This window comes from Pseudomonas sp. ADAK21 (assembly GCF_012935735.1).
Classification (GTDB): Bacteria; Pseudomonadota; Gammaproteobacteria; order Pseudomonadales; family Pseudomonadaceae; genus Aquipseudomonas; species Aquipseudomonas proteolytica.
Genome location: NZ_CP052857.1, coordinates 2790285 through 2812500, shown reverse-complemented (window position 1 = coordinate 2812500; position 22216 = coordinate 2790285). Strand labels below are relative to the sequence as shown.

The following is a 22216-nucleotide window of genomic DNA, read 5'->3' as shown; positions in this document are numbered from 1 at the left end:
TCACCGGCAGCATCTTCCAGGGTCTTGCCATGTTCTTCGCTGATCAACTGCGAGATACGGGCTTCGTTCTGCTCCAGCAATTGCTTGAAACGAAACATCACCTGGGCGCGCTTGGCCGGCGGCGTATTGCGCCAGGCCGGGAATGCAGCCTTGGCCGAGTCGATAGCCTGTTGAATGGTTTCACGGCTGGCCAATGGCACCTGGTGAATCACCTGGCCAGTAGAAGGGTTGTAAACGTCGGCGCTGCGACCGCTGTCGTTGACCAGTTCGCCGTTGATCAAATGCTGGATAAGGCTCATGCAAGGCTCCTGAAAAGTTGTCCACAGGCGCGACACGCGTCGCGCCAGGCTGTTGTTCTATATAGAAGGAGAAATCAGTCGATCTTGTTCAGCACTTCGCCGACGGCATCGAACAAGCGATCCAGGTCCTGCGGCTTGCTGTTGAAGGTTGGGCCGAACTGCAGGGTGTCGCCGCCAAAGCGCACATAGAACCCGGCCTTCCACAACGCCATGCCCGCTTCGAATGGACGCACGATGGCATCCCCATCACGCGGGGCGATCTGGATCGCACCGGCCAGGCCGTAGTTACGGATGTCGATCACGTTCTTGCTGCCCTTGAGGCCATGCAGCGCATTCTCAAAGTGCGGTGCGACTTCGGCCACGCTCTGCACCAGGTTTTCCTTCTGCAGCAGATCCAATGCCGCCAGCCCGGCCGCGCAGGCTACCGGGTGGGCCGAGTAGGTGTAGCCGTGTGGGAATTCCACCGCGTACTCAGGCGTCGCCTGGTTCATGAACGTCTGATAGATCTCGCTGCTGGCAATCACTGCCCCCATCGGAATCGCACCGTTGGTGACCTGCTTGGCGATGCACATCAGGTCCGGCGTCACACCGAAGCTATCTGCACCAAACATCGAGCCGGTACGACCAAAGCCAGTGATCACTTCGTCGAACACCAGCAGGATATTGTGCTGGTCACAGATCTCACGTAGCCGCTTGAGGTAGCCCTGCGGCGGTACGAGCACCCCGGCCGAGCCTGCCATCGGCTCAACGAACACCGCAGCAATGTTCGACGCATCATGCAACTCGATCAGCTTGAGCAACTCGTCAGCCAGGGCAATACCACCCAGCTCCGGCATGCCGCGGGAGAAGGCATTGCTCGCCAGCAGCGTGTGGGGCAGGTGATCGACATCCATCATCGCCTGGCCAAAAATCTTCCGGTTGCCGTTGACGCCACCCAGGCTGGTACCGGCGATGTTCACCCCGTGATAACCACGGGCACGCCCGATCATCTTGGTCTTGGTCGCCTGGCCCTTTAGGCGCCAGTACGCACGCACCATCTTCACTGCTGTATCGGCGCACTCGGAACCGGAGTCGGTGAAGAACACATGGTTCAGATTGCCGGGGGTCAGGTCGGTGATCTTTTCCGCCAACTGGAAGGACAAAGGATGGCCGTATTGGAAGCCCGGCGAGTAATCCAGGGTGCCAAGTTGTTTGGCGACGGCTTCCTGGATTTCCTTGCGGGTGTGCCCCGCGCCGCAGGTCCACAGGCCCGACAACGAGTCGTACACCCGACGCCCCTTGTCATCGATCAACCAACTGCCTTCGGCCCCCACGATCAGACGCGGGTCGCGCTGGAAGTTGCGGTTGGCGGTGTAAGGCATCCAGTGGGCATCCAGCTTCAGCTGGCTGGCCAGGGTGGATGGGGCGTTTTCGGGCATGTTCATCAGCAAAACCTCGCAGGGCAAAAGGCAGCGTCGGGATTGAAAAGCGTTGTTGCAGCTAAATTGCCACGGGGATAAAGTCTGGGAAATGCAACTCTTCTAACCTTCAGTCAGGCTTTTACTAAACCATGAGCAGCCGCCGACCCGACCCGCTGGCCCAAGTGAGCGACTTCGATATCCGCCTGTTGCGCATCTTCCGCAGCGTGGTGGAGTGCGGAGGCTTCTCGGCGGCGGAAACCGTGCTGGGCATTGGTCGCTCTGCGATCAGCCAGCAAATGAGCGATCTCGAGCAGCGCCTGGGCCTGCGTCTGTGCCAACGCGGGCGCGCCGGTTTCTCCCTGACGGAAGAAGGCCGGGAGGTCTACCAATCGGCCCTGCAACTGTTAAGTGCGCTGGAAAGTTTCCGCACCGAGGTCAACGGCCTGCACCAACACCTGCGCGGCGAACTGATCATCGGCCTGACCGATAACCTGGTGACCCTGCCCCATATGCGCATCACCCATGCACTGGCGCAGTTGAAAGAGCGCGGCCCCGACGTGCAAATCCAGATCCGCATGATCGCCCCCAATGAAGTTGAGCAAGGCGTGCTCGACGGGCGCCTGCATGTCGGCGTGGTCCCCCAGGCCAGCGCCCTGTCGGGCCTGGAATACCAACCCCTGTACAGCGAGCGTTCGCTGCTCTACTGCGCGGTGGGCCACCCGCTGTTTTACGCTGACGACAAACAATTGGACGATCAACGCATCAACAGCCAGGACGCCATCGCACCGACCTTCCGCCTGCCCGCCGATATCCAGGCCCATTATCAGGCGCTCAACTGCACCGCCAGCGCGTCCGACCGCGAAGGCATGGCCTTCCTGATCCTTACCGGGCGCTATATCGGCTACCTGCCCGATCACTACGCCAGTCTGTGGGTACAACAAGGCCGACTGCGTGCGCTGAAACCGCCTACACGCTTTTACGATTTAAGCCTGGCTTCGGTCACGCGCAAAGGCCGTCGCCCTCATTTGGTGCTGGAAAGCTTCCTCGAAAGCCTGGCCGCGACCCGCTGATACGGGCTCCACACAAAACCTGAGCAAGTGGACAGCTTTTTGCAAGGCACAGGGACCATGAACCGTCAGCCCTGAGTCCACATGCCATGCCACCAGAATCCTCCAGCGCCAGCGACCTGATCTACGGTCTCAACGACCGCCCCAAACCACTGCCCGCCTTGCTCGCGGCACTGCAACATGTGCTCGCCAGCTTCGTCGGCATCATCACCCCGCCACTGATCATCGGCTCCACCCTGGGCCTGGCCGCCCACCTGCCCTACCTGATCAGCATGGCGTTGATGGTTTCCGGTGTCGGCACCTTCATCCAGGCGCGTAGGCCGTTTGGAATTGGCGCGGGGATGATCTGCCTGCAAGGCACCAGCTTTGCCTTTCTCGGCGCAGTCTTGTCAGCGGGTTTCCTGGTCAAGCAGCGCGGCGGCAGCCCGGAAGACATCCTGGCGATGATTTTCGGCGTGTGCTTTTTCGGCGCGCTGGTGCAGATCGTGCTGAGCCGTTTTATCGGCCAATTGCGCCGGGTCATCACGCCGCTGGTGACCGGCATTGTGATTACTCTGATTGGCATCAGCCTGATCAAAGTGGGCATCACCGACCTGGGCGGCGGCTTCAATGCCCCGGACTTTGGCGCGCCGACCAACCTGGCCCTGGGCCTGTTCGTGGTGCTGACGATTATCCTGCTCAACCGTTCGGATACGCCGTGGGTACGCCTTAGCGCGATCATCATCGGCCTGGTACTGGGCAGCCTCGCTGCATGGTTCAGCGGCAAACTGGTACCCCAGCCCCTGCCCGACCTGCCCTTGATCAGCCTGCCGACACCGTTCCGTTTTGGTTTCAACTTCGACTGGAGCGCCTTCCTGCCGGTCGCGCTGATTTATCTGATCAGCAGCATCGAAACCGTGGGCGACCTCACCGCCAACTGCATGATCGCCCGCCAACCCATCAGCGGCCCTTCCTATATAAGCCGGCTCAAGGGCGGCGTGCTCGGGGATGGCGTCAGTTGCATGATCGCCGCCACCTTCAGCGCCTTTCCCAACACCACCTTCGCCCAGAACAACGGGGTGATTCAGTTGACCGGCGTCGCCAGCCGCTATGTGGGGCTATACATCGGCGTGGTGCTGTTTTGTCTCGGGCTGTTTCCGCTGATTGGCGCGGTACTGCAGCAAATCCCCAAGCCGGTGCTCGGCGGCGCGACCCTGGTGATGTTCGGCAGTGTGGCCGCCGCTGGCGTGCGCATCCTGGCCCAGGCCCCGCTGGACCGACGCAGCATGCTGATCATCGCCACCTCGTTTGGGGTCGGCCTGGGCATCGCCGCACAACCGAATTTGTTGCACCTGATGCCAACCCTGGTGCAAAACCTGTTCGACTCGGCCATCACCAGCGGCGGGCTGACGGCAATCGTGCTGTGCCTGATCCTGCCGGAATCCAAGGCCGAAACACGCGCCGCAAATCCACTCGTGGAAAACGACACACTGGAACCGCTTTGACGCTTTTATCGTATCGGGACTTGTCTGAGGCTTGAGGGTGGGTTATCTGTGCAGCAATCGCATTCATCGATCTGCACGGAAACCTCCATGAGCCTCGAAGTTCCTGCCCACAACAGCCACGCCGGAAAACCCGCCAGCCGCATTCGACAAAAGAACGAACAAGCGATCATCCAGGCCGCCGAAGACGAATTCGCCCGGCACGGCTACAAAGGCACCAGCATGAACACCATCGCCGCGAGTGCCGGGCTGCCGAAGGCCAACCTGCATTATTACTTCACCAATAAGCTGGGGCTGTATATCGCGGTGCTGAGCAATATCCTCGAACTGTGGGACAGCACCTTCAACACCCTCACCGCCGAGGATGATCCCGCCGAGGCGCTGACCCGCTATATCCGCACCAAGATGGAATACTCGCGACGCCAACCACAGGCCTCGCGGATTTTCGCCATGGAGATCATCAGCGGCGGCGAATGCCTTACCGAATATTTCAGCCAGGACTACCGCACCTGGTTCAGCGGCCGGGCCGCGGTCTTCCAGGCCTGGATCGATGCCGGCAAGATGGACCCCGTGGATCCGGTACACTTGATCTTCCTGCTGTGGGGCAGCACCCAGCATTACGCCGACTTCGCGACCCAGATCTGCCGCGTGACCGGGCGCACCAAGCTGACCAAGCAGGACATGGAAGACGCTGGCACCAACCTCATCCACATTATTCTCAAGGGCTGTGGCATCAAGCCGGCCCTCTGAACGAAGCGACCCGATGCCTTTCACCCTTACGGGCTTTTGTGAATTTCGCGAAGAAATCCGCAAAAGCCGCTTCATCACCTTTGCTGCACCGATTACCAGCCCGCAAGACGCCCAGGCGTTTATCGAGCAGCACAGTGACCTCAACGCCACGCATAACTGTTGGGCCTGGAAACTGGGCGGGCAATACCGCAGCAACGATGACGGCGAACCCGGCGGCACCGCCGGACGCCCGATCCTGGCCGCCATCGAGGCCCAGGGGTTTGACCAGGTCGTGGTGCTGGTGGTCCGCTGGTACGGCGGCATCCAACTGGGCACCGGTGGCCTGGCCCGCGCGTATGGGGGCGGCGCCAATAAATGCCTGCAAAACGCCGAACGGGTCGAGTTGATCAGCCGCGTGCCCTTGAGCTGTGCCTGTGGTTTTGCTGAGTTGCCACTGGTAAAGCTGCGTGTCGCCGAACTGGGCGGCCTGGTCCTGGAAGAAACCTTCACCGCCAACGGCGTGGAGTTGCAACTGGCACTCGGCGAAGCCCATATCGACACCCTGCAATCGCAGTTGGCCGACCTGAGCCGTGGGCGAATCCTGCTGCAACGTTGAACCTGATAATGTTGTTCACTGAACCTCGACGCCAAAGGAAGCCTTCATGTCTACGCCAAAAACCGCATTGATTATCGGCGCCTCGCGCGGGCTGGGCCTGGGCCTGGTCAAGCAATTGCTCCTGGACGGCTGGGATGTGACCGCCACCGTGCGTGACCCAAGCAAGGCCGATGCCCTGAAAGCTGTGGGCCCGGTCCAGATCGAGAAACTCGACATGGACGACCAGCAGGCCGTGATCGCCCTGAGCCAGCGCCTCAAGGACCGCACCTTCGACCTGCTGTTCGTCAACGCCGGCGTCAAGGGCCCGGCCATCCAGACCCCAGGCCACGCGACCCAGGCCGAAGTCGGCCAACTGTTTTTCACCAACGCCGTGGCGCCGATCAACCTGGCCCAACGCTTTGCCCCGCAGATCCGCCAAGGCAGTGGCGTACTGGCATTCATGAGTTCGGTACTGGGCAGCGTAACCATGCCCGATGCGCCGGACCTGGCGCTGTACAAGGCGAGCAAGGCCGCGCTGAACTCCATGACCAACAGCTTTGTAACGCAATTGGGCGAGCAGAAGTTGACCGTACTGTCACTGCACCCGGGGTGGGTCAAGACCGATATGGGCGGCGAAGGTGCCGACCTCAATGTGGAGACCAGCGTGCGCGGCCTGATTGCCCAAGTGAACGCCTACACCGGCAAGGGCGGCCATCACTTCGTCAACTACAAGGGCCAGACCATTCCCTGGTAAGACTGTAGCGATGTTGTGGCGAGCGGGCTTACCACAACAGACTCACTCACTACCACCGATGAGCGGTGGATAGACCCCACCGCTCACTCCACGTAGACTTCCCTCCTCGCCCTTACCGGCGACCCTGGATCAGCAGACAGGGCAACACTGAGCTGGCAAACCTGAACCCATCATTCAGAGGAGCCGGCCAATGCCTGCGACCCGTATCTGGTTAAAAAACCCTCTCGCGATCTTCACCGCCAATGCCCTTGATGCCCGTGGCGGCCTGGTGCTGCAAGACGGCGTGATCGTCGAAGTGCTCGCCCTCGGCCAACAACCGAGCATGGCCTGCGAACAAACCTTCGACGCCCGCGAGCATGTGATCCTTCCCGGCCTGATCAACACCCACCACCACTTCTACCAAACCCTGACCCGCGCCTGGGCGCCGGTGGTCAACCAGCCGTTGTTCCCCTGGCTGAAAACCCTGTACCCGGTGTGGGCACGCCTGACCCCGGAAAAACTCGCGCTGGCCAGCAAGGTCGCCCTGGCAGAATTACTGCTCTCGGGCTGCACCACCGCCGCCGACCACCACTACCTGTTCCCCGACGGCCTGGAAAATGCGATCGACGTGCAAGTCGCCAGCGTGCGCGAACTGGGCATGCGCGCCATGCTCACGCGCGGTTCCATGAGCCTGGGCGAAGCCGACGGTGGGCTGCCGCCGCAGCAGACCGTGCAGCAGGGTGAAGTGATCCTCGAAGACAGCCAGCGCCTGATCAAGCGCTACCACGAGCGCGGCGACGGCGCGCAAATCCAGATCGCCCTGGCGCCCTGCTCGCCGTTCTCGGTCACCCCCGAAATCATGAGCGCCAGCGCCGAACTGGCCAACCAGCTCGACGTACGCCTGCACACCCACTTGGCCGAAACCCTCGACGAAGAAGACTTCTGCCTGCAACGCTTCGGCTTGCGCACCGTGGACTACCTCGACAGCGTCGGCTGGCTCGGCCCACGTACCTGGCTGGCCCATGGCATTCACTTCAACCCCGATGAAATCGCCCGCCTGGGCGCGGCCGGCACCGGGATTTGCCACTGCCCAAGCTCCAACATGCGCCTGGCCTCCGGCATCTGCCCGACCCTGGACCTGATCGCCGCCGGCGCGCCGATTGGCCTGGGCGTCGACGGTTCAGCCTCCAACGATGCGTCCAATATGATCCTCGAAGCACGCCAGGCCCTGTATATCCAGCGCCTGCGCTACGGGGCGGAAAAAATCACCCCTGAAGGCGTGCTGGGCTGGGCCACCAAAGGCTCTGCGCAACTGCTCGGCCGTAGCGACATCGGCGAGTTGGCCGTAGGCAAACAAGCTGACCTGGCGCTGTTCAAGCTTGATGAGCTGCGCTTCTCCGGCAGCCACGATCCTGTTTCAGCGCTGCTGTTGTGCGGCGCCGATCGCGCGGACCGGGTGATGGTGGGCGGCAAGTGGCGGGTGATCGACGGGCAGATCGAAGGCATGGACCTCAAGGGCCTGATCGCCGATCACAGCCAGGCGGCGCGGCAGTTGATTGCCGGCTAGCTACACACCCAGCAGCGACAACATGATAAAGGTCGCAAACAGCACAAAGTGGGTCATCCCTTCGATGGCGTTGGTTTCGCCATCGTTGAGGTTGATCGCGCTGACAATCAGCGTGATAAACACCATCACTGTCTGCACCGGTGTCATCGCCATCTGAAACGGCTGGCCGGTGTACAGCGCCATCGCTTCCATCACCGGCACAGTCAAGATCACCGTCGACAACGAAGCCCCCAGCGCGATGTTGACCACCGACTGCATGCGGTTGGCCAACGCTGCGCGCAACGCGGTCAGTATCTCCGGCGCGGCAGAAATCGCTGCCACCAGGATCGCCGTGATCACCGGCGGCGCGCCTGTGCCCTCAAGGCCAAGGTCCAGGGTCTTGGACATCACTTCGGCCAATGCGCCAATCACCACCACGCCAAACACCAGGGTTGCGATGGAGAATGTCAGGTTGACCGGCGACGCCTGTTCCTCCGGCAGCGGCTTACGGCGTTTTTCCGGATAGCTGTAGCTGAAGAAGTAACTGTGTGGCCCCACCTGCATGCGCAGGAACAAGGCATACAGCACCACCATCGCGCCAATGGTGAAGGCCGAGTAGATTTTCCAGTCGGCCTCGGGGATGAATTCCGGCACCACCATGGACACACCCATGGCGGTCAGGATCATCACGCTGTAGGTCCGCGCCGAATCATCGTTGTAGGACTGCTCGCCATGCTTGATGCCGCCCATCAGCGCGGCCAGGCCGAGGATGCCGTTGATATCCAGCATCACCGCCGAATAAATCGTGTCGCGCACCAGGGTCGGCGACGCCTCGTTGCTCATCATGATCGCCAGGATCACCACTTCCACCAGCACTGCCGCGAGGGTCAGGATCATCGTGCCGTAGGGGTCGCCCACCTTTTCGGCGAGCAGTTCGGCGTGATGGGCCACGCGCATCGAAGCCATGACAATAAAGCCGATCAGCACCAGGCCACCGAGCAGCGCCGTGGCCTGCCCACTGTGCAGCAGCCAGTGTTCCAGCGGGTAGGCCGCGATGGCGGCGATCAGCGCCAGCCACATGAATTTTTCTTGCTTGAGGGATGTGAGCATTGCGGGCCTTTTCGAGCGGCGATTCAGTCATTGATGGGGTACAGACTGCAGCGATTCGCTAACGTTTCGTTACACCTTAGTTCATTCACCCACTGGCACAGGCACGAAGAATGCTTACCGCTCGGTCAGGTTTTACCGATTATTTGCGCCCTGGCCTGTAGAATGTCGCCATTGCACCTGATGAGAACGCACACATGTACGACTGGCTAAACGCCCTGCCCAAGGCTGAACTGCACCTGCACCTGGAGGGTTCGCTGGAGCCCGAGCTGCTGTTCAGCCTGGCCGAACGCAACAAGATCGCGCTGCCGTGGAACGACGTCGAGACCCTGCGCAAGGCCTACGCCTTCAACAACCTGCAGGAGTTTCTCGACCTCTATTACAAGGGCGCCGATGTATTGCGCACGTCCCAGGACTTCTACGACCTGACCTGGGCCTACCTGCTGCGTTGCAAGGCGCAGAACGTGATTCACACCGAGCCGTTCTTCGACCCGCAGACCCACACCGACCGTGGCATCCCTTTTGAAGTAGTGCTCAATGGCATCGCCAGCGCGCTCAAAGATGGCGAGCAGCAACTGGGTATCACCAGCGGCCTGATCCTCAGCTTCCTGCGCCACCTGAGCGAAGAAGAAGCGCAAAAAACCCTCGACCAGGCGCTGCCGTTCCGTGATGCGTTTGTCGCCGTGGGCCTGGACAGCTCGGAAATGGGCCACCCACCGAGCAAGTTCCAGCGCGTGTTCGATCGCGCCCGTGGCGAAGGTTTCCTGACCGTCGCCCATGCTGGCGAAGAAGGCCCGCCGGAATACATCTGGGAAGCCCTTGACCTGCTGAAAATCCAGCGTATCGACCATGGCGTGCGCGCCATCGAAGACGAGCGCCTGATGCAGCGGATCATCGACGAGCAGATCCCCCTGACCGTGTGCCCGCTGTCCAATACCAAGCTGTGTGTATTCGACGACATGGCCCAGCACAACATCCTCGACATGCTCGAACGTGGGGTGAAGGTCACGGTGAACTCCGATGACCCGGCTTACTTTGGCGGGTATGTCACCGAAAACTTCCACGCGCTGCACACCTCCCTGGGCATGACCCAGGACCAGGCCAGCCGCCTGGCGCAAAACAGCCTGGATGCACGCCTGGTCAAGCCCTGACCCCTCCCTGTAGGAGCGAGCTTGCTCGCGAAGGACGCCAACGATAAAGCGTACATCCTGGATGAACGCGGCGCCTTTGAATTGTTCGCGGGCAAGCCCGCTCCTACACAGCTGCCATCCGGGCAATTTCCAGGCGCCCGGTTTCGGTGACCTGCAGTGCGCTCGACTCACTGATCGTCTGCAACCAGCGCGACTGCATGAACAACTGCAACAAGCCCGCCCCCAAAGCCCCACCCAGATGCGGCTGCTGTTCGCTCCAGTCATAACAATCGCAAGCCATCGTCGCGTAACTCTGGTGGGCCAGGGCCTGGGTAAAAATGCCATGCTCGGCCAAATGGCGTGCGCCCAAGGGGGTCACGTGGATCCGCTGCTCGAAGCGTTCAATCCACTTCGCCAACACCATGCGTTGATAAAGTGCCGCGGCCATTTCCCCGCCCAGGTGGTCATGGCAGAGCCGTGCCTGACGCAACAACGCCGGCGCCAGCAATACCGCGACCGACCGGCTGGGCGCACTGCGCGCCACACTGGCCATTGTGGTACTGGCCAATGCATCGACGGCTGCGGCCACATCCGCCGCCGCCATGCGGAAGAAGCGCTTGCGCCCCCGGGCTTCGATACGCAGCAACCCACCCGCCGCCAACCGCGCCAAATGCGCATTGGCCGATGACGCTGACAACCCGGCCAGCATCGCCAGTTCCTCGGACGGCTTGGCCGAACCGTCCATCAACGCCCAGATCATCGCGGTGCGCTTGGGGTCTGCCAGCAAGGTGGCGATCTGGCTGATGCAAGGTGCCTGTTCCATGTACTCACTCCCTGTTGAATCGTTGGTCTGCTCCATTTCGCGCAAAAGTATAAGTGTGTGGGCAGCAGATTCCGTGGCGTCCTACCGCCAAATCAGCGACAGCAGCTGCCTGAAGTTTCCTGAAATCCCTGAGGTTATTGCGTAGTTCCCCTGCGTTCGGGCAATTGCGCGCTCAACTTCCCACAACGAGCCACAAGCATTTCTCGCAAGAGGTTGACCGGTTTACTCAATTGCGCGCGATGGGCACACAGCAGATTGAGCGGTGTGCGTTCACCCTGCAGCTCGGGCAAGAGCAACTGCAGGCGACCAGCCAGCACATCGGCGCTGACATCCAGCCAGGACTTGTAGGCAATGCCCACCCCGGCCACGGCCCAGCGCCGCACCACATCCGCATCGTCACTGAAACGGTCACCGCTGACAGTCAGGCTGATTTCCCGTTTGGCGTCCTGAAACCGCCAATGGTCGTGCACCCGGCTGCCGAGCATATAGAGCAGGCAATTGTGCTGGGCCAGTTCTTCCAGATGGCGGGGCTCGCCATGCCGGGCCAAGTAGCCGGGCGCTGCGCACAGTACCCGACAATTGTCCGGCGCCACCGGCAACGCCACCAGGCTCGAATCCTCGGGTTCGCCGTAGCGCAAGGCTATATCCACCGGTTGGCGGAACAGGTCGGCGATCCGGTCGCCCAGCAGCAGGCGCACGCTCAATTGCGGGTGCTCGCGCTGAAACTCGTCCAACCACGGCAGCAACAGGTTCCGTCCGAAGTCCGATGGCGCCGACAGCTGCAGGACGCCGCTGACATGATCCTGGCCGCTGGCCAGCAGGCGCCGGCCTTCATCCAGTTGGCTCAAGGCACCACGGGCGTACTCTAGAAAGCCTTCGCCCTCGGCGGTCAGGCGCAGGCTGCGGGTGGAACGTGCCAGCAAGCGCGCACCCAACTGTTGCTCAATGCGTTTCAACGCAGCACTGGCCACCGCTGCCGACATATCCATGACCCGTGCGGCAGCCGACAAGCTCCCCAAATCCGCCGCACGCACAAACAACTGCAAATCATCAAAACGCAGCATGAGCACCGCCCCGGGCAATTATCAAAAAAATATTGAAAGAGACTGCTCTTTTAGCGGGTTTTATCTGCAAGAGAAATAGCCAATGATCTACCCATCCCATTCCGTACACCCTGGAACTCGTCATGAAAGCCATCGCCTACTACGCCGCATTGCCGATCAACGACCCCAAGTCCCTGCAAGATGTGCAACTGCCTGAGCCGGTAGCCGGCCCGCGCGACCTGCTGGTGGAAGTCAAAGCCATCTCGGTCAACCCGGTCGATACCAAGATCCGCCAGAACGTCGCCCCGGAAAACGGCGCGGCCAAGGTGCTGGGCTGGGACGTGGCTGGCGTGGTCAAGGCCGTGGGCAGCGACGTCACCCTATTCAAGGTCGGCGACAAGGTGTTTTACGCCGGCTCCCTGACACGCCCGGGCGGCAACAGCGAGTTGCATACTGTGGATGAGCGCATCGTCGGCCATATGCCCCAGAGCCTGGGTTTTGCCGAGGCGGCCGCCCTGCCGTTGACGGCCATTACCGCCTGGGAGCTGCTGTTCGAGCGCCTGCAAATTGCTGAAGGCCAGACCGATCAAGGCCAGAGCCTGCTGATCGTCGGCGCTGCCGGTGGCGTGGGGTCGATCCTTACCCAGCTGGCTGCGCAACTCACCGCGCTCAAGGTGATCGGCAGTGCCTCGCGCCCGCAAACCCAGGCCTGGGCCAAGGACCTGGGGGCTGATCTGGTGGTCGACCACAGCCAGCCACTGAGCGAAGAACTCAAGCGCGCAGGCCACCCACAGGTGACCCATGTCGCCAGCCTGACCCAGACCGACCAGCATCTGGACCAGTTGGTCGAAGCCCTCGCGCCCCAAGGCAAACTGGCCTTGATCGATGATCCCAAGTCACTGGACGTGCTCAAACTCAAGCGCAAGAGCCTCTCGCTGCACTGGGAGTTCATGTACACCCGTTCGATGTTCGAGACCGCCGACATGATCGAGCAGCACAACCTGCTCAATCGGGTAGCCGAACTGATCGATGCCGGCACCCTGAAAACCACGGTGGGCGAACACTTCGGCCTGATCAACGCAGAGAACCTGCGCCGGGCCCATGCCCTGCTGGAAAGCGGCAAGGCCAAGGGCAAGATCGTGCTGGAAGGCTTCTAAGCCGAGGGCTCTGTCAGTACCGTCTTTTATCGCTGTAGGTAACGGACGGCACCGCTAGTCAGAGACTTGATCCTTGTCATATTTGTGAGCGTATTCGGGTTTATATTGGCCGCCTTTGCCACGCAATCTTTTACGTGAGGAAGTCAGCAATGAAGATCCTGATAAAAGCGTTAGCAAAATCCCAAGGCAACAAATGGCAGGTCCGCCTGGACCACGACGCCTTTACCTTCCGCACTGAAGCCGAGGCCCGCGCCTTCGCCAACACCCTGCAAAACCGCATCCAGGCGCCCCATCGCTTTCCCGAAAGCCAGCAGCGCGCTACTGGCTGAAAACGCCGTCAGACCTGCGCTTGCAAGGCTCGCTGCCGTTGCAGGCGCTGGGTCAACATGGCCACCACTACCGCCAACACCCCGCACAAGCTGATGACGATCGACATCGGCATGGCTGTGCCGTCGTGCAATGCGCCGACCAACGACGCTGCACCCGCGGCCACGCCAAACTGGATGCAGCCCAGCAGTGCCGACGCGCTGCCGGCCCGTGCGCCCTGGCCGTTCATGGCGCATGCCGAGGTGTTGGGCATGATGCAACCCAGGCTGGCAATACACAGGAACAGCGGCACCAGCAGCGGCCACAATGCTTCGGTATGCAAGGCACTGACCGCCAGCAACGCCAACGCCGCTGCGAGGTAGACCCACACCGTGCGGGTCAGCAGAAACGCCGGGCCGCGCTTGGACAGCAGCCGCGCGTTGACCTGGGCCACCAGGATAAAGCCCGCGGCATTGGTGCCGAACAGCCAACCGTAGTGCTCGGCCGGCACGCCATACAGCTTGATAAAGACGAAAGGTGAACCGGCGATGTAGGCAAACATCCCGCCAATTGCGATACCGCCAGTCACGGCATACCCCAGGTAGACCCGATCAGCCAGCAGCCGCCCATATTGGCGCAACGCCCCGGACAGTGGCTGCCGAGGCTGATGGGCCGGAAAACTTTCCGGCAAGCCGACAGCCACCGCCACCCCGGCGCCGACACTGAATACCGTCAACGCGAGGAAGATCGACTGCCAGCCCCACAGGCTGACCATCACCCCACCGAGCATCGGCGCCAGGATCGGTGCCAGCCCGACCACCAGCATCAATTGCGAAAAAACCTTGGCCGAGCCCACCGCATCGCACTTGTCGCTGACCACCGCCCGGGAAATCACCATGCCCGCACACCCGCCCAGGGCCTGGACGAAGCGCGCACCGATCAGCCATTCCAGGGACGGCGCATAGGCGCACGCCAGGGAAGCCACGGTGAACAAAGTGACACCGCTCAACAGCGGGATACGCCGGCCAAAACGATCCGCCAGCGGCCCATAGATCAACTGACCGATCGCCAGGCCCGTGAAGTACACCGCCAGGGTCAGTTGGATATGTTTTTCGTCAGTGCCGAATGCCACGGCCATGGCCGGGAAGCCCGGCAGGTAAAAGTCGATGGCCAGCGGCGCAAATGCGCTCAAGGCCCCCAGAATAAGGATTATGCGAAGGTTCATCAGGCACCCGGTAGAGTCGGCAGCCCGACAGTCTAGCCGCGCTTGGGTGCCTTGAACATTACGTTAGCTCGCTACCTATTAAATAATCAGGCGAGCTTGGCGCTGTAGCCTTCTTCGCTGATCAGGCTGATCACTTCGTCCGGCGATAAACGACTTTCAACGCCGACTTCCTTGGCGGCCAGATTCACATTCACACTGGCCGCCGGGTCCTTGGCCTGTACCGCTTGGGTCACGGCCCGAACGCAGTGGCCGCAGGTCATTCCTTCAACGCTGAATATTTGCATGACATGACTCCTTGAGTGAGGTTGCACCCAGTCTCATCCTTGCCACGATGGCAAGGTCAAGCGCTGAAAACAACCGCCGGGCTGGTATTCCCTGGCGACGTCCGCCAAGCTGCAAGCATCAACGATCTAAACCGGAGAATTCACCATGCGTTGGTCGTTTTTTGGCCTTGCCAGTCTGCTGAGCCTGTTCGCCGCCGTTCCCCAGGCCAGCGCCGCCGAGGACTATGCGGTGCTGATCGTATCCAGGGAGCGCCTGGAAGTGCCCACCAACTGCGAGATTGGCCTGTACGTCAATGACCAACTGGCCGGGCGGCTGTTCCAGGAGCAGGCCACCTCGTTCAACTTCCCGGAAGGCAAGGTCTCGCTGCGTCTCAAGCTGCTGCCGGGCCAGGCTCCAGGCTGCCTGCCGGGGCTATTGGCGCCCAAAGCCCAAGAGATCACGCTGAAAGCCGGCGACGTACGCAAGTTGCGCATTGCCCAGGGCGCGGACGGCATGTACCTCAAGGCCGCCAAGCTCGGTTACTGACCGTTTTTGTAGGCGCGAGCTTGCTCGCGAAGAACGACAACGATGACGCGTATTTACCGGGTAAATGCGGCGCTCTCCAGTTTTTCGCGAGCAAGCTCGCTCCTACAAAAAAACGGTATCAGGGCTTGCCGTGAATTAAGGGGCTTGACCTTCCCCTAAGGTCAAGCTTGATCCTACAGGCAACTTTTCCTGGAGGAACGCCCCATGAATGGATCCACCACCTTCGACCTGCCGATCAGCGGCATGACCTGCGCCAGTTGCGTGGGCCGGGTCGAGCGCGCCCTGAACAAGGTGCCCGGCGTGCAAAGCGTCAGCGTCAACCTGGCCAATGAACGGGCCCATGTCGAGGTGGCGGGCCAGATGGACCCTGCCGTGCTGATCGCCGCCGTGGAAAAAGCCGGCTACACCGCCACCCTGCCGCAAAGCGAAACCGCCACCCAAGCCAGCCAGGAACAGCGTCTGAAACGCGAACGCTGGTCGCTGGTGATGGCCATTGCGTTGGCGTTGCCGCTGGTTTTGCCGATGCTGGTGCAGCCCTTCGGCCTGCACTGGATGCTGCCGGCCTGGGTGCAGTTCCTCCTCGCCACGCCGGTGCAGTTCATTTTCGGTGCGCGCTTCTATGTCGCCGCCTGGAAAGCCGTGCGCGCCGGCGCCGGCAATATGGACCTGCTGGTGGCCATCGGCACCAGCGCCGGGTATGGCCTGAGTATCTACCAGTGGCTAATCGCCCCGGCAGGGGTTGAACCCCATCTGTACTTCGAAGCCTCGGCGGTAGTGATTGCCCTGGTGCTGCTGGGCAAATACCTCGAAAGCCGCGCCAAACGCCAGACCGCCAGCGCCATCCGTGCCCTGGAGGCCTTGCGGCCGGAGCGGGCGATTCAGCTGATCGATGGCCGTGAGCAAGAGGTTGCCATCAGCGCCCTGCGCCTCAACGACCTGGTGCTGGTCAAGCCCGGCGAGCGCTTTCCGGTGGATGGCGAAGTGGTCGAAGGCCAAAGCCACGCCGATGAAGCCTTGATCACCGGTGAAAGCTTGCCGGTGCCGAAACAGCCTGGGGATAAAGTCACCGGCGGCGCAATCAACGGTGAAGGCCGTTTGCTGGTACGCACCCTGGCCCTCGGTGCCGAGAGCGTGCTGGCGCGGATCATTCGCCTGGTCGAAGACGCCCAGGCGGCCAAGGCACCGATCCAGAAACTGGTGGATAAAGTCAGTCAGGTGTTTGTGCCGACCGTGTTGGTGATCGCCCTCGCCACGCTGATTGGCTGGTGGTTGTACGGTGCACCGCTGGAAACGGCATTGATCAATGCGGTGGCGGTGCTGGTCATTGCCTGCCCTTGCGCACTGGGCCTGGCCACGCCAACGGCGATCATGGCCGGCACTGGCGTCGCGGCCCGCCACGGGATTCTGATCAAGGACGCTGAAGCGCTGGAGCGCGCCCACGAAGTCAGCGCGGTGGTATTCGACAAGACCGGCACCCTCACCTCCGGCGCGCCGAAAATCGCCCACCTGAGGGCAGTGGATGGCAACGAAGCCTTGTTGCTGCAACAGGCCGGCGCCCTGCAACGCGGCAGCGAACACCCCTTGGCCAAGGCGGTGCTGGACGCCTGTAATGATCAAGGTTTGCCGGTTGCCGATGTGAGCGCCAGCCAATCCCTGACCGGACGCGGCATTGCCGGCACCCTGGACGGTCGGCAACTGGCCCTGGGCAATCGGCGCATGCTCGATGAAACCGGCTTGAAGCCAGGTGACCTGGCCGCCAATGCCAGCGCCTGGGAAGCCGAAGGCCGCACCTTGTCCTGGCTGATCGAGCAAAGCCCACAGCTTCGCGTGCTGGGCCTGTTCGCCTTTGGCGACACGCTCAAAGAGGGTGCCCTGCAAGCCGTGCAACAGCTCAAGGCGCGGCATATCAGCAGCCATTTGCTGACCGGTGACAACCGCGGCAGCGCCCGCGTGGTGGCACAAGCGCTGGGCATCGATGATGTGCACGCCGAAGTATTGCCCGCCGATAAAGCCGCCACCGTCGCCGAGCTGAAAAAGACCGGCGTGGTGGCCATGGTCGGCGACGGCATCAACGATGCGCCGGCCTTGGCCGCAGCAGATATTGGCATTGCCATGGGCGGCGGCACCGACGTCGCCATGCACGCGGCCGGCATCACCTTGATGCGCGGCGATCCGCGCCTGGTGCCCGCGGCCCTGGAAATCAGCCGCAAGACCTACGCGAAAATTCGACAGAACCTGTTCTGGGCCTTTGTGTATAACTTGATCGGCATTCCGCTGGCCGTATTCGGCCTGCTCAACCCGGTATTGGCCGGCGCCGCCATGGCCCTGTCCAGCGTGAGCGTGGTCAGCAATGCGCTACTGTTGAAAACCTGGAAACCCAAGGATCTGGAGGATCACCGCCAATGAACATCGGCCAGGCAGCCCGGCAAAGCGGCTTGAGTGCGAAGATGATTCGCTATTACGAGTCGATCAACCTGCTCAAGCCGGCCCATCGCAGCGACAGCGGCTATCGCCTGTATAACGACGACGACCTGCACACCCTGGGCTTTATCAAACGCTCGCGAGACCTGGGGTTCTCCCTGGAGGAAGTCGGCAAGTTGCTGGAGTTGTGGCAGGACCGGCAACGGGCCAGTGCCGACGTGAAAGCGTTGGCTCGCCAGCATATCGAGGAGCTGGATCACAAGATCCGCGAACTGGGGCAGTTGCGCGATACGTTGCAGGACCTGGTGGAGCACTGCCAGGGCGATCACCGGCCCGATTGTCCGATTCTCAAGGAATTGGCGTCGGGCAGCTGTTGCGGATCTAACTGACCGAACGCAAAACCCAATGTGGGAGCTGGCTTGCCTGCGATGCAGGCACCTCGGTACATCAGTTGCACCGAGGTGATGCTATCGCAGGCAAGCCAGCTCCCACACAAGCCAGCTCCCACATTTTTAACCCCCAGTATGCCGGGCGATCACTGCATCCAAGGCGGCGGCGGTTCTTCCGCCGGTTTGCCCGGTGGTGCATCGTCCGCTGCGCGGATCGCCTGGCGCCGCTCTTCGTCGAGCCGCGCCGCTTCGATCTCACGCATCACGCCGCCGACGTCTGCCAACTCTTCCGGCTCGTCGAACTCGCCAGTCAACACACTGGCCGGGTGCAAGGTGCCGGCTTCGTACAGCGCCCACATCTCCTTGGCGTACTTGGTGGTCTTCAATTCCGGGGCAAATCGCCCGAAATACGAAGCCATGTTGCCCACGTCCCGCTCCAGCATGGTGAATGCGTGGTTGTTGCCCGCCGCGTCCACCGCTTGCGGCAAGTCGATGATCACGGGGCCCGTCGGCGTCAACAGTACGTTGAACTCCGAGAGGTCACCGTGCACCAGGCCGGTACACAGCATCAGCACGATCTGCGAGATCAGGAACGCGTGATACTCACGGGCCTGATCCGGCTCCAGCACCACGTCGTTGAGCCTTGGCGCCGCATCACCGTATTCATCGGCCACCAGTTCCATCAGCAATACGCCTTCAAGGAAGTCGTAGGGCTGGGGCACGCGCACACCGGCGCCGGCCAAACGAAACAGAGCCGCAACTTCGGCGTTCTGCCACGCGTCTTCGGTTTCTTTCTTGCCGAACTTGGAACCCTTGGCCATCGCCCGAGCCTGCCGGCTGTTGCGGACCTTGCGGCCTTCCTGGTATTCGGCCGCCTGACGAAAACTTCGTTTATTCGCCTCCTTGTAGACCTTGGCGCAACGTAACTCGTTGCCGCAGCGCACCACATAAACAGCTGCTTCTTTACCACTCATGAGTGGGCGCAGCACTTCGTCGACCAGACCGTCCTCGATCAGGGGTTCAATGCGTTTAGGAGTCTTCATCAGCTTTTATTGTGGGTCCTTTATTACCAAACACGCGTATGGCACTCGTTATACGGCAATCCTCGCACAGCGGGGAGAGGGTAACGAGCCTTGATCTGCTAAAGAATGCATCCAATATGCCAGATTAATCCGACAAAGCCGCTATTGCCCGAGGCGTTCGGATAATAGCCGAGATCAGCGCTCAATGATCGCCGTCACGCCTTGGCCCCCCGCCGCGCAGATCGAGATCAGCCCGCGCCCCTTGCCCGCCGCGTCCAGCAGCTTGGCCAGGTTGGCGACAATACGTCCACCGGTGGCGGCAAATGGGTGCCCGGCGGCCAGGGAGCTGCCCTTGACGTTCAGGCGGCTGCGGTCGATTGAGCCCAGCGGCGCATCCAGCCCCAGGCGGGTCTTGCAGTAATCGGCATCTTCCCAGGCCTTGAGTGTGCACAACACTTGGGCAGCGAAGGCTTCGTGAATTTCGTAGTAGTCAAAATCCTGCAAGGTCAGGCCATTTCTCGCCAGCAAGCGTGGGACGGCATACACCGGCGCCATCAACAGCCCTTCGGCACCGTTGACGAAATCCACCGCCGCCGCTTCGCCATCACGCAGGTAGGCGAGAATCGGCAGGCCACGTTCCCTGGCCCAGGCTTCGCTGCCCAGCAACACCAGGGAGGCGCCATCGGTCAGTGGCGTGGAGTTGCCAGCGGTGAGAGTGCCCTTTTCACTGCGCTCAAAAGCCGGTTTGAGGCTGGCGAGTTTCTCCAGGGTCAGGTCCGGGCGCAGGTTGTTGTCACGGGTCAGGCCCAGGAACGGCGTGAGCAAATCGCTGTGCCAGCCCTCGGCATAGGACGCGGCCATTTTCTGATGGCTTTCCAGGGCCAGTTGGTCCTGCTCGGCGCGGGGAATCTGCCAGGTCTGCGCCATCAATTCGCAATGCTGGCCCATGGACAGGCCAGTACGCGGCTCGCCATTGCGCGGCAACTCCGGCTTGAGGTGCTGGGGACGAAGTTGTAACAGGACTTTTAATTTATCCGCCATGGATTTGCTGCGATTGGCTTGCAGGAGGATTTTGCGCAGGCCCTCATTCACTCCGATGGGCGCGTCGGAAGTGGTGTCGACACCACCTGCGATCCCACATTCGATCTGCCCCAGGGCAATCTTGTTGGCCACCAGCAACGCCGCTTCCAGCCCGGTGCCGCAGGCCTGTTGAATGTCGTAGGCCGGGGTTTGCGGCGACAGGCGCGAGCCCAGCACGCACTCACGGGTCAGGTTGAAGTCCCGCGAATGCTTGAGCACCGCACCTGCAGCCACTTCGCCCATGCGCAGGCCGTGCAGGTTGTAGCGCTCGATCAAACCTTCCAGGGCAGCCGTCAGCATCGCCTGGTTACTGGCCGTGGCGTAGGGGCCATTGGAACGGGCGAAGGGGATACGATTACCGCCAATGATCGCGACACGGCGCAACTGAGTCATGGAAAGCTCCCTGTTAGGTGGTAGGTGCAATCCTGAGCCTAGACTAGGAACGACTGTCACCTATTGATGGTCCACCCTTTGAACCCCAGCAGCCGGAGAGCGTTCCATGTCTGACCGTTATATCGACTTCGCCAACTCAAGCCTTGGCCACCGCGTGGTCTCGGCCATTGGCCTGCCGTCCCCGGTACGCCTGGAGCGCTGGCAAGCCGGGCGCCTGCGCCCGGTGGAAGGCGCCCTGCTGTTGGGTGGCGGCCCGCTGGCGGCCCAGGTGCTGGGATTTGCCAATAAACTCACCGAGGCCATCTACAGCTACGGGGCCGAGCCGCTCAAGGCCACGCCCTGGATCCCCGGGCATGGCCCCAAGCTCAAGGCGGTGCTGTTCGATGCCAGCCATTTGCAACACACCGACCAACTCAAGCAACTGCGCGAGTTCTTCCAGCCGCTGCTGAAAAATCTCGATCACAGCGCGCACCTGGTGATTCTCGGTCGCGCCCCGGAAAGCCTCAGCGATCCATTCGCCGCCAGTGCCCAGCGGGCCCTCGAAGGCTTCAGCCGGTCGCTGGCCAAGGAGCTGCGCAACGGCGGCACCTTGCAGTTGCTGTATGTCGGCGAAGGCGCCGAAGCACAGTTGGAAGGCGCGCTGCGGTTTTTCCTCTCGCCGAAAAGCGCCTATATCTCCGGCCAGGTGCTGCGCCTGAGTGCCTGCCCGACCCAAGTGCATGACTGGACGCGCCCACTGGCCGGGCTCAAGGCCCTGGTGACCGGGGCTGCCCGAGGTATCGGCGCTTCAATTGCCGAAACCCTGGCCCGGGACGGTGCCGAAATTGTGTTGCTGGATGTGCCGCAGGCCAAGGCCGATCTCGACGCCCTCGCCGCACGCTTGGGCGGGCGTGGCATTGCCCTGGATATCTGCGCCGATGACGCCGCCACGCAACTGATCGAACAATTGCCAGATGGCATCGACATCGTGGTGCACAACGCCGGGATCACCCGCGACAAGACCCTGGCCAATATGACCCCGGAATACTGGGACGCCGTATTGGCGGTCAACCTCAACGCCCCACAAGTGCTGACCAAGGCCCTGCTCGACAGCGGCACCCTGCACGACAACGGCCGCGTGGTGTTGCTGGCTTCGATCAGCGGCATCGCCGGCAACCGCGGGCAAACCAACTACGCCGCGAGCAAGGCCGGGCTGATCGGCCTGGCCCAGGCCTGGGCGCCGCTGCTGGCGCAACGGGGCATCAGCATCAACGCCGTGGCCCCGGGCTTTATCGAAACCCAGATGACTGCACATATTCCTTTCGCCTTGCGTGAAGCCGGGCGGCGCATGAGCTCCCTGGGCCAGGGCGGTTTGCCGCAGGATGTCGCCGAAGCGGTAGCGTGGCTGGGCCAACCGGGCTCAGGTGCGGTCAGTGGCCAGGCGTTGCGTGTATGCGGGCAAAGCCTGCTGGGAGCGTAAC

22 protein-coding genes (1 of these 22 running past the window's edge) are annotated in these 22216 nt (G+C 61.8%); 13 read left to right on the top strand and 9 right to left on the bottom strand.

The window, feature by feature from the left end; genetic code table 11:
• Together HKK57_RS12650 and HKK57_RS12645 are read right to left on the bottom strand one after the other, a co-directional pair.
• Nucleotides 1–299: the start of a CoA-acylating methylmalonate-semialdehyde dehydrogenase gene (locus HKK57_RS12650; RefSeq protein ID WP_169390243.1), read on the bottom strand. The gene continues 1195 nt to the left of window position 1, outside the view; the window shows 299 of its 1494 coding nt (coding positions 1–299); the start codon lies at nucleotides 297–299; its stop codon lies off the left edge, out of view.
• A 74-nt stretch (nucleotides 300–373) separates the two neighbouring features.
• Nucleotides 374–1723, bottom strand: coding sequence for an aspartate aminotransferase family protein (locus tag HKK57_RS12645; RefSeq protein ID WP_029297539.1), 1350 nt, complete (start codon nucleotides 1721–1723; stop codon nucleotides 374–376).
• A 125-nt stretch (nucleotides 1724–1848) separates the two neighbouring features.
• Here HKK57_RS12645 and HKK57_RS12640 point away from each other — a divergent pair, with 125 nt between their 5' ends.
• The 6 genes from HKK57_RS12640 (at nucleotide 1849) to HKK57_RS12615 (ending at nucleotide 7871) form a co-directional block, all read left to right on the top strand.
• Entirely contained in the window at nucleotides 1849–2769 is a 921-nt protein-coding gene (locus HKK57_RS12640; RefSeq protein WP_029297541.1) for a LysR family transcriptional regulator, read from the top strand.
• A gap of 86 nt (nucleotides 2770–2855) precedes the next feature.
• Nucleotides 2856–4250, top strand: coding sequence for a uracil-xanthine permease family protein (locus HKK57_RS12635; protein WP_154907300.1), 1395 nt, complete (start codon nucleotides 2856–2858; stop codon nucleotides 4248–4250).
• 87 nt (nucleotides 4251–4337) lie between these two features.
• Nucleotides 4338–4997 carry a TetR/AcrR family transcriptional regulator gene (locus HKK57_RS12630; RefSeq protein WP_104911518.1) on the top strand — a complete coding sequence of 220 codons (660 nt, stop codon included), beginning with the start codon at nucleotides 4338–4340 and terminating at the stop codon, nucleotides 4995–4997.
• Nucleotides 4998–5010: 13 nt separating this feature from the next.
• Entirely contained in the window at nucleotides 5011–5592 is a 582-nt protein-coding gene (locus tag HKK57_RS12625) for an IMPACT family protein (RefSeq protein WP_029297547.1), read from the top strand.
• 46 nt (nucleotides 5593–5638) lie between these two features.
• The gene (locus HKK57_RS12620; protein ID WP_169390242.1) at nucleotides 5639–6325 is read left to right on the top strand and encodes an SDR family oxidoreductase; all 687 of its coding nucleotides are present in this window, start codon (nucleotides 5639–5641) and stop codon (nucleotides 6323–6325) included.
• Between the two features lie 190 nt (nucleotides 6326–6515).
• Nucleotides 6516–7871 (top strand): 8-oxoguanine deaminase, encoded by a 1356-nt coding sequence (locus HKK57_RS12615; protein WP_169390241.1) that lies wholly within the window; start codon nucleotides 6516–6518, stop codon nucleotides 7869–7871.
• Here HKK57_RS12615 and HKK57_RS12610 read toward each other — a convergent pair whose 3' ends face one another.
• Nucleotides 7872–8960 (bottom strand): calcium:proton antiporter, encoded by a 1089-nt coding sequence (locus tag HKK57_RS12610; protein ID WP_029297553.1) that lies wholly within the window; start codon nucleotides 8958–8960, stop codon nucleotides 7872–7874. It abuts the gene before it with no gap.
• 194 nt (nucleotides 8961–9154) lie between these two features.
• Here HKK57_RS12610 and HKK57_RS12605 point away from each other — a divergent pair, with 194 nt between their 5' ends.
• Entirely contained in the window at nucleotides 9155–10108 is a 954-nt protein-coding gene (locus HKK57_RS12605) for an adenosine deaminase (protein ID WP_029297554.1), read from the top strand.
• A gap of 103 nt (nucleotides 10109–10211) precedes the next feature.
• Here HKK57_RS12605 and HKK57_RS12600 read toward each other — a convergent pair whose 3' ends face one another.
• Complete coding sequence (locus tag HKK57_RS12600; RefSeq protein ID WP_029297555.1) at nucleotides 10212–10910, bottom strand: ArsR/SmtB family transcription factor; 699 nt, start codon at nucleotides 10908–10910, stop codon at nucleotides 10212–10214.
• A gap of 134 nt (nucleotides 10911–11044) precedes the next feature.
• The gene (locus HKK57_RS12595) at nucleotides 11045–11974 is read right to left on the bottom strand and encodes a LysR family transcriptional regulator (RefSeq protein WP_169390240.1); all 930 of its coding nucleotides are present in this window, start codon (nucleotides 11972–11974) and stop codon (nucleotides 11045–11047) included.
• 122 nt (nucleotides 11975–12096) lie between these two features.
• Here HKK57_RS12595 and HKK57_RS12590 point away from each other — a divergent pair, with 122 nt between their 5' ends.
• Nucleotides 12097–13110, top strand: a complete 1014-nt coding sequence (locus HKK57_RS12590) for a zinc-binding alcohol dehydrogenase family protein (RefSeq protein ID WP_029297560.1) — start codon at nucleotides 12097–12099, stop codon at nucleotides 13108–13110.
• 149 nt (nucleotides 13111–13259) lie between these two features.
• Complete coding sequence (locus HKK57_RS12585) at nucleotides 13260–13439, top strand: hypothetical protein (protein WP_029297561.1); 180 nt, start codon at nucleotides 13260–13262, stop codon at nucleotides 13437–13439.
• A gap of 8 nt (nucleotides 13440–13447) precedes the next feature.
• On the opposite strand, the gene HKK57_RS12580 is transcribed toward HKK57_RS12585, so the two are convergent.
• Complete coding sequence (locus HKK57_RS12580; protein WP_029297563.1) at nucleotides 13448–14641, bottom strand: multidrug effflux MFS transporter; 1194 nt, start codon at nucleotides 14639–14641, stop codon at nucleotides 13448–13450.
• Nucleotides 14642–14727: 86 nt separating this feature from the next.
• Nucleotides 14728–14925, bottom strand: coding sequence for a heavy-metal-associated domain-containing protein (locus HKK57_RS12575; RefSeq protein ID WP_029297565.1), 198 nt, complete (start codon nucleotides 14923–14925; stop codon nucleotides 14728–14730).
• 145 nt (nucleotides 14926–15070) lie between these two features.
• On the opposite strand from HKK57_RS12575, the gene HKK57_RS12570 reads away from it, so the two are divergent.
• The 3 genes from HKK57_RS12570 to cueR all read left to right on the top strand — a co-directional run bounded on the left by HKK57_RS12570 (nucleotide 15071) and on the right by cueR (nucleotide 18261).
• Nucleotides 15071–15451, top strand: a complete 381-nt coding sequence (locus HKK57_RS12570; protein WP_029297567.1) for a hypothetical protein — start codon at nucleotides 15071–15073, stop codon at nucleotides 15449–15451.
• Between the two features lie 204 nt (nucleotides 15452–15655).
• The gene (locus tag HKK57_RS12565; RefSeq protein ID WP_029297569.1) at nucleotides 15656–17857 is read left to right on the top strand and encodes a heavy metal translocating P-type ATPase; all 2202 of its coding nucleotides are present in this window, start codon (nucleotides 15656–15658) and stop codon (nucleotides 17855–17857) included.
• Entirely contained in the window at nucleotides 17854–18261 is a 408-nt protein-coding gene (gene cueR / locus HKK57_RS12560) for a Cu(I)-responsive transcriptional regulator (RefSeq protein ID WP_029297571.1), read from the top strand. The genes HKK57_RS12565 and cueR overlap by 4 nt, the downstream gene beginning before the upstream one ends.
• 146 nt (nucleotides 18262–18407) lie before the next feature.
• Here cueR and HKK57_RS12555 read toward each other — a convergent pair whose 3' ends face one another.
• Entirely contained in the window at nucleotides 18408–19304 is an 897-nt protein-coding gene (locus HKK57_RS12555) for a PA4780 family RIO1-like protein kinase (RefSeq protein ID WP_029297573.1), read from the bottom strand.
• A 174-nt stretch (nucleotides 19305–19478) separates the two neighbouring features.
• Nucleotides 19479–20756 (bottom strand): acetyl-CoA C-acetyltransferase, encoded by a 1278-nt coding sequence (locus HKK57_RS12550; protein ID WP_169390239.1) that lies wholly within the window; start codon nucleotides 20754–20756, stop codon nucleotides 19479–19481.
• A 106-nt stretch (nucleotides 20757–20862) separates the two neighbouring features.
• Here HKK57_RS12550 and HKK57_RS12545 point away from each other — a divergent pair, with 106 nt between their 5' ends.
• On the top strand, nucleotides 20863–22215 hold the full coding sequence (locus HKK57_RS12545) for a 3-oxoacyl-ACP reductase (RefSeq protein ID WP_029297577.1): 1353 nt from the start codon (nucleotides 20863–20865) through the stop codon (nucleotides 22213–22215).
• The last annotated feature ends 1 nt before the right edge of the window (nucleotide 22216 follow it).

What these genes read in the sequence shown, in the direction of transcription:
- HKK57_RS12575 (WP_029297565.1), bottom strand. Translation starts at nt 14,925, where the DNA reads ATGCAAATATTCAGCGTTGAAGGAATGACCTGCGGCCACTGCGTTCGG.
- HKK57_RS12580 (WP_029297563.1), bottom strand. Translation starts at nt 14,641, where the DNA reads ATGAACCTTCGCATAATCCTTATTCTGGGGGCCTTGAGCGCATTTGCG.
- HKK57_RS12555 (WP_029297573.1), bottom strand. Translation starts at nt 19,304, where the DNA reads ATGAAGACTCCTAAACGCATTGAACCCCTGATCGAGGACGGTCTGGTC.
- HKK57_RS12585 (WP_029297561.1), top strand. Translation starts at nt 13,260, where the DNA reads ATGAAGATCCTGATAAAAGCGTTAGCAAAATCCCAAGGCAACAAATGG.
- HKK57_RS12615 (WP_169390241.1), top strand. Translation starts at nt 6,516, where the DNA reads ATGCCTGCGACCCGTATCTGGTTAAAAAACCCTCTCGCGATCTTCACC.
- HKK57_RS12600 (WP_029297555.1), bottom strand. Translation starts at nt 10,910, where the DNA reads ATGGAACAGGCACCTTGCATCAGCCAGATCGCCACCTTGCTGGCAGAC.
- HKK57_RS12545 (WP_029297577.1), top strand. Translation starts at nt 20,863, where the DNA reads ATGTCTGACCGTTATATCGACTTCGCCAACTCAAGCCTTGGCCACCGC.
- HKK57_RS12550 (WP_169390239.1), bottom strand. Translation starts at nt 20,756, where the DNA reads ATGACTCAGTTGCGCCGTGTCGCGATCATTGGCGGTAATCGTATCCCC.
- HKK57_RS12610 (WP_029297553.1), bottom strand. Translation starts at nt 8,960, where the DNA reads ATGCTCACATCCCTCAAGCAAGAAAAATTCATGTGGCTGGCGCTGATC.
- HKK57_RS12645 (WP_029297539.1), bottom strand. Translation starts at nt 1,723, where the DNA reads ATGAACATGCCCGAAAACGCCCCATCCACCCTGGCCAGCCAGCTGAAG.
- HKK57_RS12595 (WP_169390240.1), bottom strand. Translation starts at nt 11,974, where the DNA reads ATGCTGCGTTTTGATGATTTGCAGTTGTTTGTGCGTGCGGCGGATTTG.
- HKK57_RS12605 (WP_029297554.1), top strand. Translation starts at nt 9,155, where the DNA reads ATGTACGACTGGCTAAACGCCCTGCCCAAGGCTGAACTGCACCTGCAC.
- HKK57_RS12590 (WP_029297560.1), top strand. Translation starts at nt 12,097, where the DNA reads ATGAAAGCCATCGCCTACTACGCCGCATTGCCGATCAACGACCCCAAG.
- HKK57_RS12625 (WP_029297547.1), top strand. Translation starts at nt 5,011, where the DNA reads ATGCCTTTCACCCTTACGGGCTTTTGTGAATTTCGCGAAGAAATCCGC.
- HKK57_RS12620 (WP_169390242.1), top strand. Translation starts at nt 5,639, where the DNA reads ATGTCTACGCCAAAAACCGCATTGATTATCGGCGCCTCGCGCGGGCTG.
- HKK57_RS12635 (WP_154907300.1), top strand. Translation starts at nt 2,856, where the DNA reads ATGCCACCAGAATCCTCCAGCGCCAGCGACCTGATCTACGGTCTCAAC.
- HKK57_RS12640 (WP_029297541.1), top strand. Translation starts at nt 1,849, where the DNA reads ATGAGCAGCCGCCGACCCGACCCGCTGGCCCAAGTGAGCGACTTCGAT.
- HKK57_RS12570 (WP_029297567.1), top strand. Translation starts at nt 15,071, where the DNA reads ATGCGTTGGTCGTTTTTTGGCCTTGCCAGTCTGCTGAGCCTGTTCGCC.
- cueR (WP_029297571.1), top strand. Translation starts at nt 17,854, where the DNA reads ATGAACATCGGCCAGGCAGCCCGGCAAAGCGGCTTGAGTGCGAAGATG.
- HKK57_RS12630 (WP_104911518.1), top strand. Translation starts at nt 4,338, where the DNA reads ATGAGCCTCGAAGTTCCTGCCCACAACAGCCACGCCGGAAAACCCGCC.
- HKK57_RS12565 (WP_029297569.1), top strand. Translation starts at nt 15,656, where the DNA reads ATGAATGGATCCACCACCTTCGACCTGCCGATCAGCGGCATGACCTGC.